The sequence below is a fragment of the Desulfobacula sp. genome (assembly GCF_014237455.1).
In the GTDB taxonomy this organism is placed as follows: domain Bacteria; phylum Desulfobacterota; class Desulfobacteria; order Desulfobacterales; family Desulfobacteraceae; genus Desulfobacula.
The window spans coordinates 190,103-203,877 of sequence record NZ_JABZFL010000096.1; the positions used below are offsets into that span (position 1 = coordinate 190,103).

The window sequence follows — 13,775 nt, forward strand, 5'->3', positions numbered from 1 at the left end:
AAATTAGTCACTACGCCTTTCTTCGGGAATAAAATCGATGGGAACTATAACATTTTTGTTCGCCTCTAAATATTCCTTTTTTACATCTTTTTTAAGCAAAAACAGGTCCTTATTGCCATGACACCCATTGCATGTTTTGTTCTGGGGGGTTTGTCGCCTGATATTATGTGGTGTGGTAAGCTTCCAAGTGGGCAGCCTGTCAAAGTTGCTTAGGCCGTTTTTTGCATATAACTTAAACGAGTTCTGATCTACCGGGATATGACGTACTGTGACAAACTTTTCAGGCTTGGACATCAATGGGTTCAGGCCAATTTTAAACTGCATGTCAGCTTCCTGAGTTTTAAAGAATTTAAAACCCTGCTTATCTTTTCCAAAATGACAGCCATAGCAGTTTTTATAAGGTTGGGAATGGCAGACATTACAGCTCACCTGATCTTTGTGGACCCAATGATTTTTAGCATTTTCAGCTTGTACGTCATAGATCGCTTCATGGCAATCCAAACATTTAGGGCCGTTTTCCATCTGATAACGGTTAGCATAATCATTGCCGTCACCATGCATTTCATCTGCCGTGTGACACTTATTGCATTTAAAATATTTTTCTTTATGGATATCTGGTTTAAAACCTTTATTTTCTCCTAAATATTCTTTGCCAATTCGACTGCCGTGACAGGCAGTGCAAACCTGTTGCATTGGTGGCCTTTTCTGGAACAGATGCCCGTCCAGCAATCCTCCTTCCACCGATTCAGGGCGGCTGATATGGCACTGGCCGCAACTGCTGTGACAGGAAAGACAATGGCCCTCTCTGGCCGCATCTACTTTTTTATGCACAGACTTATCCTGATTAGCCCTTATGTCGATCATCTTTTTTATAGGTGATAAGCTTACGTGAAGGCTGGTCTTATAATTTTCTGCAATACTTTCATGGCATATCCCGCAAGATTCGGAAGCATCAGGATAGCTAGGATCCTTTACAACACCTTTATGGGCTTTTTTCCAGTCAGGTTCGTTTGGGTCACCTCCATGACATTCATCACATCCGATTTCACCATGATTTTCATCTTCGGCTATTTCGCTGTCAACAAAAATCTTTTCATGCGGAGCCAACGGCTCCACAGCTCCACCTCAGCCCTCTCCCTCTGTTTCGGCTGAGCCCCCTGGTTTGTCTTTGTTTGCTTTAGCAATCTCTCTTGTAATTTTTATCAGCTTCCGTGCGTTTGTATGGCAGGTAAAACAATGATTCTCCTTCTCGGCGGATCGAGCCACAGGGCTGTTATAGAACGAAAAAAAGGAAACGGTAAAAACCAACACAAAACAAATTACAACTTTCATAAGTCTCATTGCCTTACCCCTTATTTTTCATATTTGTAGAACCTCTGCATTCAGTCAATGTCAATTCATCAATATAGATTAAGCTAAGAATGCTTATTTATAAAAAAATAGCAATATCTGCGCCAAAACTATATTTAATATTCTCAACAGATGTAACTGTTTGAACAGCCAATAGATAATTGCAATTATAAAGGGTTTGAAATATGGGTATGTACACATAATCAGGGAACAATATGCATCCTTTGCTAAAAATAATGGGGGCAATATGTTCCTGGTAGAAAATAAAACTTAAGACAGCAACGCATAGCTTAATTCAGAACAACCTGTATAGATGATTGACATTATTGTTAATAAAATATTAAATTAAAATTGTTTTTAATAACCTTTTAATATAATTTTTTAAATGAAACTATTTAAAGAACAAATTCAAGAACATTATCAAATTATTCTGGACAGTATTGCGGATGGGGTTTTTACTGTTAATTTAGATTTGCGCATTACGTCATTTAACAAAGGGTCAGAGGAAATCACAGGGATACCGAGGGAAGAGGCAATCGGACGTCCGTGCTTTGAGGTTCTAAAAGCCAGTGTATGCAAAACGCAATGTCTTATCCAGAAGACCATCAAAAGAAAAAAACCTATTATAAACAGGCCCGTCTATATTCTTCGTGCTGACAAGAAACGTATTCTCATCAGTGTAACAACAGCTCTGTTGAAAGATTCACAAGGCAAAATTATCGGAGGAGTTGAGACTTTCAAAGATCTGACAGCAGTCAACAACCTCAGGAAAGCGCTTCGCAAACAGCACTCTTTTGATGATATCATAAGTAAAAGTGAAAAAATGCTCAAACTCTTTTCGATTCTACCACAAATAGCCGAAAGTAGCAGTACTGTATTGATTACAGGAGCAAGCGGTACAGGAAAAGAGCTTTTTGCCAGGGCAATTCATAATAATAGTCTCAAAAAAAAAGGGCCTTTTATAGCAATTAATTGTGGTGCATTGCCCGACACCCTTTGTGAAGCAGAGCTCTTCGGATACAAGGCTGGAGCCTTTACTGATGCTAAAAAAGACAAACCCGGGCGATTCGCTTTGGCTCAGGATGGAACAATTTTTTTAGATGAAATCGGAGACATTTCAAAGGCCGTGCAGATACGCCTTCTCCGTGTTCTGGAGAATAAGGTCTATGAACCTTTAGGGTCCACCAAAACGATCAAAACAAATGCCAGAGTGATTACTGCAACTCATCAAAACCTGGAAAAACTGCTTAAGAAAGGAAAATTCAGAGAAGACCTGTACTTTCGCATTGATATCATAAAGTTGTCACTACCACCTCTTTTAGATAGAAAAGAAGATATTCCCCTTCTGGTGGATCATTTTATAGACCGGTTTAACCATTTAACAGGAAAAAAAATCGTAGGCTTATCCCAAAATGCTTTAGCAGCCCTGATGCTCTATGATTGGCCGGGAAATGTACGCGAACTTGAAAATGCTATAGAACACGCCTTTGTACTTTGCAGAAATGATCTGATTCGCCTGCACAGTTTACCTGACCGTATTGTACCAAAAAATGATGACATGCTTATCTCAAAGGGATTGAGCCTTAGAGAAATTGAAAAATACTCCATCCAGCAGGCTCTTCAAAGAAACCAATGGAAAAGAATGGCAACGGCTCGTGAACTTGGTATCGATAAAAACACCTTGCGCCGTAAGATCAACCGGCTTGGGATTTCTGTGCTCCGTTAGCTTTTTGCAACAGCAATAATTTTTCTGTTCAGGCCGGGCTAAAGCAAAATTGTTAAACAATCCCTTTGGGCATGGAGGGTATTTTTTCCCCGGCAAGCACATAGCCTCCGTCAAGTCTTAAAACACTTCCCGTCATGTAGGATGCATCTTTAATAATATATAGACTGGCTTTAACCACATCCTCTATGGTTCCTGTTCGATTCAACAGAGTGTGATCGAGCAAAGACTGCTTTTCATTTTCCGTAAGAACTTGACTCCACCCCCGTGTACCTCCGGCATGCCGGGTATCAAAAATTCCCAGCATAATTTCATTGACCCGGATATGGGGTGCGCCCAGGCGGGCCCAGGTTTCTGTGAGACTTGAAATACCCCGATTGGCAGCGGCATATCCGTCATTAAAGATGAGTGCGGCAGGGCCTGATCGCCCGACAATACCTGCGATGGAAGATATATTGATAACCACAGCCTCCTTGGCTTTTTTCAGCAGGGGAAAGACAGAAGTAAACACCCACCGCTTAGCCTTAAGAGTGGTTTCAATTTCAAGATCCCATTGATCTTCAACATATTCACCATGAACCGTGGGCCAACCGCCACGCTCAATATTGTTAATCAAGATATCCAGACGGCCGTATTTTTCTTCAATGCGTGAAGCAAGCATTTCAATATCTTTAATACTACGCAAATTTGCTGTAATGATCAGGTGCTCGGCTTTAGATGCTGAAAAATCTTTTTCCATACTATCAAAAGAGTCTTCCCAATCATGGCGGGTTACTATAAGTTTTGCGCCCTCATTGGCCAGAGCAAGGCCGATTCCTTTTCCAATACCTTTCACTGCCCCTAGAACCAAGGCTACTTTTCCTTTGATCTGCATAGAATTTATCCTCCAAATGTCATCTTTATGCCGAACAGCATAAATTTCACCCAGTCAATGCCAAGGTTCAACAACACTTCATCATCTGTTTTGATTTTCTTTAAGAGGTCTTTCGGAAAATGGAATTCATTTAAAAGGTCTTTTTCAACAATCTGTTCCCGGAACTCATCCAGATCATATAAGGCCAGGTAAAATTTATCAGCCCCCGCCCCTTCAAGCTTGCCGGGCAGAATCTGGTTTTTAAGGCTGATCAATTCCATGAGCTTGTCATTCTCTTCATTATATTTACCCACATCCTGGCCTTTAAGCCATTCTTTAACCGTCTGCCCGGTCTTTTTGCCGAACCCTTTACAATGCGGTTCTTCAATCAGGGCAAAGTATTGGCTAATCTCCCCTGTCTCCCTTGATCGGGCAATGGCCCTGGCCAGAGGATACATCCGGCAGGAACCGGGCCTGTCATCATAGACAGAACATCCTTTAGAAATAACAAAAGGGCATTCATATCCCGTAGCCGGGTTGGGTTTAAATTCGATGACTGGCAAACCGGAACCCGGTCCGTAATGCAGAGAAGTATAAGTTTTTAAAAAAACCTGTGAGGATATCCCAAGATTATTTTTCAATCGCAAAACATCATAGGGTGTCAGTGCCTGATTCAGGTCACGGCAACAGTCATTAAAACATTCATTTTGAGAATTGCAATTAAAATTCATCAAATTTTCTAAACTGATCGGCATCATATCTTCTGTCATTTGTTTTCCTTTTGTCTGTTTGAACACTAATTTTTATTTTCTCTAGATTATCAGTAATTTTTTTAGATTTCCAGTCTCTTTTTACTTTGAGATATGCACTATATATTGTACTTTATCCTATTGATATTCTATACATATTGTTATTTGTCCGAATGGCACAAACAATTGAAAAACAAGGCCAATCTTTTTTGAAAAATTCTTGACAAAAAGAGTTAGAGAGTGCTATTCCGATAACATTTGTGTGGCGATTGAATTGATATTGGGCTTTAATTTTTTGATCTTAAAGCCGACTTAAGAATTACCAGGCTGAACAGTAACGGTTATAGCCTGTTTGTTGAAATAAAAAATAGTAGCACAACGGTATTGTGCGTTTTTGATTAACTTAAATTATGGAGGTATTTTAAATGCCATCTTTTGTAATTGCAGAAAAATGTGACGGCTGCAAAGGTGGGGACAAGACAGCATGTATGTACATCTGTCCCAATGACCTGATGGTTCTTGAACCAAATGAAATGAAAGCATACAACCAGGAACCAGATCAGTGCTGGGAATGCTTTTCATGCGTAAAGATCTGTCCTACTCAGGCCATTGAGGTCAGAGGTTATTCTGACTTTGTACCCATGGGAGGCTCTACTGTTCCTATGATGGGTACTGAGGATGTTATGTGGACATGCAAGTTTAGAAACGGTGTTATTAAACGCTTCAAGTTCCCCATCAGAACGACTCCTGAAGGCGAGGCTAATGCATATCTTGACCTTAAAGGTAAAGATCTTGACAGTGGACTGCTTTCTACCCAGGAAGCAGATGGTTATGTACTTGCAGCTCCAACCGAGCTTGTATAACCAGACTGTCAACTATTTAATTTGATACTTTATTTATAATTTTGGAGGTATATAATGGCATTACCTAACAAACCTACTGGAGAACTTAAAGCAATAAGAGATCCAGAGGTTGATAAAAGAGACGTTGATATTCTGATCGTTGGTGGCGGTATGGCTGCCTGCGGAACAGCATTTGAAGTTAAAAAATGGGCAAGCGACGACACAAAAATTCTTCTTTGTGATAAAGCAGCTCTTGAAAGATCCGGCGCAGTAGCCCAGGGTCTTTCAGCGATTAACACTTATATTGGTGACAACAGCCCTGAAGATTATGTCCGAATGGTCAGAAATGACCTTATGGGTATTGTACGTGAAGACTTGATCTTTGATCTTGGACGTCATGTTGATGATTCTGTTCATCTTTTTGAAGAGTGGGGACTCCCCATGTGGAAAAAGACTGATGACGGAAAAAACCTTGACGGGAAAAAAGGTATGAAAGCCGGCACACTTAAGGGTGGAGCCACTCCAGTCCGTACGGGTAAATGGCAAATCATGATCAATGGTGAATCTTACAAAAGAATTGTTGCTGAAGCCGGAAAACTCGCCCTTGGCGAAGACAATATCATTGAAAGATGTTTCATTGTTGAACTTCTCAACGATGAAAATGATCCGACTAAAATAGCCGGCGCAGTTGGTTTTTCCGTACGTGAAAACATAGTTTATATCATCAAGGCAAAAACAATGATGGTTGCCTGCGGTGGCGCAGTTAATGTTTACCAGCCCCGTTCAGTTGGTGAGGGTAAAGGTCGTGCATGGTATCCCGTATGGAATGCAGGTTCCACTTACACAATGGCTGTCAGAGCAGGTGCTGAACTTTCCATGATGGAAAACCGTTTCACCCCGGCTCGTTTTAAAGATGGTTATGGACCTGTTGGCGCGTGGTTTCTTCTTTTTAAAGCACAGACTGTTAATGGTCTTGGTGAAGCCTTTGCAGGTTCTGACGATGCAAAAGCAGAGCTTGAAAAATATGCGCCTTATGGAACTGCTGCGGTTACGCCGACCTGCCTGAGAAACCATCTCATGATGAAAGAGTACAAGGAAGGCCGTGGTCCCATCATCATGAAAACTACTGATGCTCTTGCCAAATTGGGTGAAACCATGAGTAAAAAAGAGCTCAAACATCTTGAGTCTGAAGCCTGGGAAGATTTCCTTGATATGTCCGTTGGTCAGGCCGGTCTCTGGTGCGCAACCAATACTGAGCCTGAGAAAAAAGATTCAGAAGTCATGCCCACCGAACCGTACCTCTTAGGTTCTCATTCAGGCTGCTGCGGCATCTGGTGTTCAGGTCCTGACGAAGACTGGGTTCCTGCTGATTACAAATGGGGTGTTGGAGATAAAGTCTACAATCGTATGACTACTGTCAAAGGTCTGTTCACTTCTGGTGACGGCGTTGGCTGTTCCGGTCATAAATTCTCCTCCGGTTCCCATGCTGAAGGCCGTATTTGTGCAAAAGAAATGGTCAAATACATCAGAGACAATCCCGGAGACGTAAGTTTCAAAGAGACTGACGAAGAGCTGGTTGACTTGGTTTACAGACCTGTCAGAACTTATCTTGACAATTGTGAATATACAACAGATGAAACCATTAACCCCAACTATTGCAAACCTGCCGGCATGGCACTTCGTCTCATGAAGATGACCAATGAGTACGGTGGCGGAACAGCTACTTACTACATGACGTCCGGTAAATCCCTTGAAATCCTCATGGATCTGTTTGAAATGTTCCGTGAAGATCTTGAAAATATTGCTGCAGGTGACCTGCATGAGCTGATGAGAGCATGGGAAATTACCCATCGTCTCTACACAGTTGAGGCTCATACCCGTCACATCCAGTTCCGTGAAGAATCAAGATACCCTGGTTTCTATTACAGAGGTGACTTCATGGGACAGAATGATGAAGAATGGTTCTGCTTTACAAACTCAACATACAACAAAGAAACAAATGAGTGGAGTTTGAAAAAAGTACCTTATATTAAGATCATCGCTGACTAGTGCTGAAGATAGATCTTAACGTACGTTCTTAGTATAATAACCTCCAGGTGCTGGTTCGCTAGTGCCTGGGGGTTTTTTTAAAATTACGAAGGTTTTGGTCTTCTTCCTGTCTCCTCTTTTGTAAGTGCAAAAATTTTAAGGATTTGTCTTTGCATCTATAAAATAGGAGAGAGGATGCCAAAAAGCTTTTTAACTCTTAAAATAAATGTGTTTAGATTTGGCATAAAAATAATAGTTAACCCAAAATAATATAACCCAAATGCACGGAGGGACAGCATGACAACAGATAATTCAGCCCCGGTTAGTGGAAGCTTAATGGTGGTTGGTGGTGGAATCAGCGGCCTTACAACTGCCTTGGAAGCTGCCGAAGTGGGGTATGAGGTCTTCCTTGTGGAAAAGGAAGCATCCCTTGGCGGAAGAGTATCCCAACTTAAACACTACTTCCCCAAACTTTGCCCGCCTACTTGCGGACTTGAAATTAATTACAGAAGACTCAAGGACAACAAAAACATTAAAATATTTACCTTGTCAGAGGTACAGAATGTAGCAGGTGCTGCCGGTGATTATACAGTGACTGTAAAAACATCGCCTCGATATGTAAATGAAAATTGTACTGCCTGCGGCGACTGTGCAGACGTTTGTGATACTGAAATTTCTAATGATTTCAACTTTGGCATGGACCGAAGAAAAGCCGCTTACTTACCGCATAACATGGCATTCCCCATGAGATATGTTATGGATCCTGCCATAAGCACAGATGACCGTGACAAAGTCAAAGAGGCCTGTAAATATGAGGCCATCGATTTTGACATGGAAGAAAAAACCTTTGATCTTAAAGTAGGAGCCATTGTCTGGAATACTGGATGGACTCCCTATGATGCCACAAAAATTGATAATCTCGGATTTGGCAGATACCAGAATATTGTGACCAACATGATGCTTGAAAGAATGGCATCCTCAAATGGTCCTACGTCCGGTAAAATTGTCCGTCCGTCTGATGATAAAGCGCCTGAAACCATAGCATTTGCACAGTGTGCGGGCTCCAGGGATGAAAATCACCTGTCCTATTGCTCTTATATCTGCTGCATGGCGTCCTTGAAACATGCGACTTATATCAGAGCACAATACCCCGATGCAAAAATCTATATTTATTATATTGATCTTAGAACACCGGGCCTGAAATATGAAAAATTTTATGCAAACCTTAAAAAAGATGAAAATATCTTCTTTGTAAAAGGTAAAGTTGCCGAAGTCAGCGAAGAGACGGGTTCCGGAAATATCAACCTGGTCGCTGAGGATACCATCACAGGTGAAAAAGTAAGACAGACCGTGGACATGCTCGTACTTGCAACCGGAATGCAGCCAACATGTGCCATTGACAAACCCAATGCGGATCTGACTTACAACCCTGAAGATTTCATAATAAACGATTTCAAAAAAGGCGGTATGTTTGCAGCCGGTTGTGCCAACAAGCCTGCTGATGTTGTAACATCTAACCAGAATGCTACAGGTATGGCGCTTAAAGCCATTCAGACCCTTGTAAGGAGGTAGAGGAGAATCATGGATAAAAAATACGGAGTATATATCTGCACAGGCTGTGGAATCGGTGATACCCTCGATATGGAAGATTTGGTAGATGTTCCTGATGAAGAGGGCATTAATTGTACTACCCACCCGTTTCTGTGCTCCAAGGAAGGTGTAGAGCTAATTCAGAAAGATATTGATGATGAAAAAGTGAACGCCATGGCCATCTGTGCCTGCTCACGACGTGTTAACTTTGACGTGTTCACTTTTGACGGTTGCATCATTGAAAGAGTCAACTTGAGGGAAGGCGTTGTATGGCCGCACTCAAGAGAAACTTATCCCAGGCTTGAAGAAGACCAGAAGGATGATGAAGAACATTTTGATCCCATTCAGATGAAGGCTGAAGATTATATCAAAATGGGCATGATCAGGATTCAAAAAGTCAACCTGCCCGAACCCTATAAAACAGAATCCTTCTCCAAAAAGATTCTTGTTCTGGGTGGCGGTGTAACCGGTATGGCAGCAGCCCTGGATGCGGCAAAAGTCGGGTATGATGTCACCATTGTTGAAAAAACTGATAAACTGGGTGGTTATGCTGCTAACATGAGAAGCCAGATGCCGGTTGCAGAGCCTTTTGAAGAATTACGGGCACCGGTTGTCAATGACTTGATTTCTGAAATCGAAAGCTTTTCAAATATTGACGTTAAAACGTCTACTGAAGTCGCCCGTATTGCCGGACAACCCGGTGAATTTACCGTAACATTTAAAAAACCGGGTGAAAAAATCCCCTTTGACGTTCCCTTTCCGCTGCCTGAAGAAATGCTGGTGGATGAAGATGGTAAAGATCTGACCGTAGAAGATGCCCATGCCAAATATCTTGAATTCAATAAAGGCCGTGAAGATATCCTTCAGCTTGACCCTGACGGAGAGCTCTATGGGGCAGTTGTTCTGGCTGCCGGTTGGCGTCCTGCTGTTCTTGAAGGTGAAGAATATGCACACCTGGGTGTCGATCTTCCAGACGTTGTTACCAATGATGAGTTTGAAAAAATTGCTGCCAAAGGCAAAATTGTCAGACCTTCCGACGGCAAGGAGGCCAAAAGCGTTGTATTTATCCAGTCTCCGGGCAAAGATGAAGATGATGCTGATTTTGAATACTGTGGCTCCGTTACCAGCATGGTGGCCTTGAAACAGGCCAAATATGTCAGGGGAGATTATTCAGATGGTAAAGCGTATATCCTTTACCAGCATATGAGAACCCCCGGACTTCAGGAATATTTTTACAAAAGTATGCAGCAGGATGACGGCATCTTTATGACCAAAGGTGCTGTAACAGAAGTTGCCCAGCAGGGTAATGGTCTTGCAGTCACTGCCACCAATACACTTTTGGGTGAAAATCTTGCCATTAAAGCCGACATGGTTGTTGTGGCCGGTGGTATGGTTCCCGTCACTGCGGATGATCCTGTTATCAATCTTGCATACAGGCAGGGTCCGGGATTCAGAGATAACGATATTTTTGGCCAGTATGCAGATTCCAACTATATCTGCTTTCCCTATGAAACCCAGAGAACCGGTATTTATGCTGCCGGTGCCGTAAGAAGGGCCATGACCATTGAAGAATCCATGGAAGATGCGACAGGGGCAGCTCTCAAAGCCATCCAGTGTATCGAAAGTGCTAACCGCGGAATGGCTGTTCATCCAAGATCAGGAGATATGACCTATCCGGAATTCTTTTTCCAGAGATGTACCCAGTGTAAACGCTGTACAGTTGAATGTCCCTTTGGTGCCCTTGACGATGATGAAAAAGGGACTCCAATGGCGAATCCGACCCGATGCAGAAGATGCGGAACCTGTATGGGTGCCTGCCCTGAGAGAATTATCTCTTTTGCTGATTACACGATTGATTCTATCGGTTCCCAGGTTAAAGCCATTGGGGTTCCGTCGGAAGACGATTATGATGAACCTCCATTGAGATTCCTTGCATTCATCTGCGAAAATGATGCATTCCCGGCCCTTGACATGGTGGGCATGAACAAAATGGATTACTCTCCGAATGTCCGGTTTATTCCGGTAAGGTGCCTGGGTTCATTTAATGTTATCTGGATCAAAGATGCGCTTGCCCAGGGTATGGACGGTGTTATTCTCATTGGCTGTAAACATGGTGATGATTACCAGTGTCACTTTATGAAAGGTTCCGAGCTGGCCGAAACACGTGTGAAAAAAATCGGTGATGCTCTTTCAAGCCTTGCACTTGAAGAAGAACGTGTTGCCTTTGTTGAAGTTGCCATTGATGAATATGACAAACTTCCTGAAATAATCAATACCTTTGTTGAAGAAGTTGAAGACCTTGGTCCGAACCCATTCAAAGGATTCTAATCAAAACTATTTAAACAATAGTTTAGGAGGTATATAAGTATGACTGAAAAATATCTTGCTCAACCGGATCTTGACTTTATTGCTCAAGTAAGAGGTCTGGGTGGTGAAACACTTAAAAAATGTTATCAGTGTGCCACTTGTTCGGTTGCATGCCCTATTGCTCCTGAAGACAGTCCTTTCCCGAGAAAAGAAATGATTGCCGCTTCCTGGGGTCTTAAAGACAAGCTGATCTGCAGTGGTGATATCTGGCTGTGCCATGAGTGCGGCGACTGTTCTGACCTCTGCCCGAGAGGCGCAGCACCAGGGGATGTCCTTTCTGCTATCAGATTTGTGGCCATTACCGAATATGCCAGACCCAAAGCATTGGCAAATGCAGTCAATGACCCGAAAAAGTTGCCTTTCCTTCTTGGAATCCCCGCCATCTGGTTTGCTATCTTTGCGTTTATTACAATGAATGCGGGTGAAACCATGACCAAAATTTTTGAATTCATCCCGTTCTTTGACTGGGCACATGTCCATGAAGGAGGACATGTGATTGCCCAGGCTAATTTTTTCTCAACCTGGTTTGTGGATTTGACTTTTGTGCCCATTTTCACTGCAGCAGTCATTATTTTTGTCCTCAATCTTAAAAACTTTTTAAATGACATTCATGAGAATGCGGTTCTTGAAGGAAAGACAGACAAAACATCCCTGGATTTTAAAGCAATGCTCCAGGCGCTTATAAAAGTGATTCCGACCATTCTCAAACATGATAAGTTCAATGAGTGTGAAAGCAATAAGGACAGGTCCACCCCGCATATGATGGTGCTATTCTCATTTATCGGACTTTTTATTGTAACTGCAATTTTCTTTTTGGTTCTCTATTTGTTCCAGACACCCGGTCCCTATTCCCAGCTTAATCCTGTGAAATGGCTGGCCAATATTTCCGGTGTTGCTCTGGTTATCGGCAGTGGGATGATGATTAAAAACAGGCTGGATAAAAAAGATGACCAGATTACATTATATAAAGACTGGTTTATCCTTGTTCTTGTTTTTTCTCTTGGTGCAACAGGCTTACTCACTGAAATGGCCCGTCTTGCCCATATGGCCTATGTTTCTTATTTCTTTTACTATCTGCATCTGATTGCCATTTTCAACCTGTTTGCATTCCTGCCATTCTCAAAAATGGCACATTTTGTTTACAGGACTGCGGCTATGACCTACGCGGAATACAGTAACAGAACATAGCTGAAGAGTATAAAATTTAAACAAAGAGGGGAGATGGTTTTTTATCATCTCCCCTCTTTTTTCCTTGCATTTTTTAAAATGAAGTAATAACCATTATTACGATCACCCAAAATATATAAGAGCTGCTCTGCTTAAAGGTGTTTTCCAGAGCAAATTTTTCATAAGTATTTTGTCTTAATACTAAGTCAAGGAGGAAAAATTTTGGTGGAAGGAACAATCAAATGGTTTAATTCAAAAAAGGGTTTTGGTTTTATTGAGCAAGAAACCGGCGATGATGTGTTTGTTCATTTTTCAGCCATTGAAATGTCAGGTTTCAAAACACTTTCAGAAGGAGAACGTGTACAATTTGAAGTAGAAGAGAACGACAAAGGACTCTCGGCCAGAAAAGTTATAAAAGTTTAAACATACCTCACCACCAAGGCAGTAATTAATTTCTGCCTTGGTTTTTTAATTCTCAAACCCTTTTCTTGCCAATATCCCCAACGATTTATAATAGTGTTTTATTTCCTTCATCTCGGTCACCAGGTCTGCGTAATTTATTAAATTCTGTGTTGCTTTTCGACCGGTTAATATAAGTTCAATATTTTCCGGCTTTGACTGCATCAAATCAATCACCTGTGACTCTGAAATCAGACCAAACCATATGGCAACACAAATTTCATCCATGACCACTATATCATAAAGGCCCTTTTTCATAATGGTTCCGAATTCTTTAAGACCCTTATGAGCCTGATCAATATGTTTGGGGGTAACATCTTCTTTTCTGAAACATCCCGGATCGCCAAATTGTTTGATGGTGATATTGGGAATTAAGTCTAAGCTTGACAGTTCTCCATAATGCTGTCCTTTCATGAATTGACCGATATATACTGAAAAGCCATGGCCGGATGCGCGTAATGCAAGGCCGAGAGCAGCAGTTGTTTTGCCTTTTCCGTCTCCGGTGTATATGTGAATATATCCTTTTTTCATAAATAATAATCCAGTATTATTAAACTTATTTTATAAAAACTAAACAAACTATTGCATATTATAAAAATTAATATAATATAAAATTTTCATAAATGTAACTAAAAAGTTAGGAGATT

General features: G+C 41.6%; 11 protein-coding genes. 7 read left to right on the plus strand and 4 right to left on the minus strand.

Annotated elements, in window-relative coordinates:
• Positions 1-3: 3 nt before the first annotated feature.
• The gene (locus tag HGJ91_RS14585) at positions 4-1,116 is read right to left on the minus strand and encodes a multiheme c-type cytochrome (protein WP_291348549.1); all 1,113 of its coding nucleotides are present in this window, start codon (positions 1,114-1,116) and stop codon (positions 4-6) included.
• Between the two features lie 619 nt (positions 1,117-1,735).
• On the opposite strand from HGJ91_RS14585, the gene HGJ91_RS14590 reads away from it, so the two are divergent.
• Positions 1,736-3,076 (plus strand): sigma 54-interacting transcriptional regulator, encoded by a 1,341-nt coding sequence (locus tag HGJ91_RS14590; RefSeq protein WP_291348550.1) that lies wholly within the window; start codon positions 1,736-1,738, stop codon positions 3,074-3,076.
• Positions 3,077-3,128: 52 nt separating this feature from the next.
• Here HGJ91_RS14590 and HGJ91_RS14595 read toward each other — a convergent pair whose 3' ends face one another.
• Both HGJ91_RS14595 and HGJ91_RS14600 read right to left on the minus strand, forming a co-directional pair.
• Positions 3,129-3,947, minus strand: coding sequence for an SDR family oxidoreductase (locus HGJ91_RS14595; RefSeq protein WP_291348551.1), 819 nt, complete (start codon positions 3,945-3,947; stop codon positions 3,129-3,131).
• Positions 3,948-3,952: 5 nt separating this feature from the next.
• Positions 3,953-4,696, minus strand: coding sequence for a YkgJ family cysteine cluster protein (locus tag HGJ91_RS14600; RefSeq protein ID WP_291348552.1), 744 nt, complete (start codon positions 4,694-4,696; stop codon positions 3,953-3,955).
• Positions 4,697-5,100: 404 nt separating this feature from the next.
• Here HGJ91_RS14600 and aprB point away from each other — a divergent pair, with 404 nt between their 5' ends.
• The 6 genes from aprB to HGJ91_RS14630 all read left to right on the plus strand — a co-directional run bounded on the left by aprB (position 5,101) and on the right by HGJ91_RS14630 (position 13,092).
• Positions 5,101-5,538 carry an adenylyl-sulfate reductase subunit beta gene (aprB, locus tag HGJ91_RS14605; RefSeq protein ID WP_291348553.1) on the plus strand — a complete coding sequence of 146 codons (438 nt, stop codon included), beginning with the start codon at positions 5,101-5,103 and terminating at the stop codon, positions 5,536-5,538.
• A gap of 54 nt (positions 5,539-5,592) precedes the next feature.
• Positions 5,593-7,566 carry an adenylyl-sulfate reductase subunit alpha gene (gene aprA / locus HGJ91_RS14610; RefSeq protein ID WP_291348554.1) on the plus strand — a complete coding sequence of 658 codons (1,974 nt, stop codon included), beginning with the start codon at positions 5,593-5,595 and terminating at the stop codon, positions 7,564-7,566.
• Between the two features lie 276 nt (positions 7,567-7,842).
• Positions 7,843-9,117 carry a CoB--CoM heterodisulfide reductase iron-sulfur subunit A family protein gene (locus tag HGJ91_RS14615; protein WP_291348555.1) on the plus strand — a complete coding sequence of 425 codons (1,275 nt, stop codon included), beginning with the start codon at positions 7,843-7,845 and terminating at the stop codon, positions 9,115-9,117.
• Between the two features lie 9 nt (positions 9,118-9,126).
• Positions 9,127-11,463 (plus strand): FAD-dependent oxidoreductase, encoded by a 2,337-nt coding sequence (locus HGJ91_RS14620; RefSeq protein ID WP_291348557.1) that lies wholly within the window; start codon positions 9,127-9,129, stop codon positions 11,461-11,463.
• Positions 11,464-11,502: 39 nt separating this feature from the next.
• Positions 11,503-12,690, plus strand: a complete 1,188-nt coding sequence (qmoC, locus tag HGJ91_RS14625) for a quinone-interacting membrane-bound oxidoreductase complex subunit QmoC (RefSeq protein WP_291348559.1) — start codon at positions 11,503-11,505, stop codon at positions 12,688-12,690.
• Between the two features lie 201 nt (positions 12,691-12,891).
• Complete coding sequence (locus HGJ91_RS14630; protein ID WP_291348561.1) at positions 12,892-13,092, plus strand: cold-shock protein; 201 nt, start codon at positions 12,892-12,894, stop codon at positions 13,090-13,092.
• Positions 13,093-13,137: 45 nt separating this feature from the next.
• Here HGJ91_RS14630 and HGJ91_RS14635 read toward each other — a convergent pair whose 3' ends face one another.
• Positions 13,138-13,659 (minus strand): cob(I)yrinic acid a,c-diamide adenosyltransferase, encoded by a 522-nt coding sequence (locus tag HGJ91_RS14635; RefSeq protein ID WP_291348563.1) that lies wholly within the window; start codon positions 13,657-13,659, stop codon positions 13,138-13,140.
• Positions 13,660-13,775: the final 116 nt, after the last annotated feature.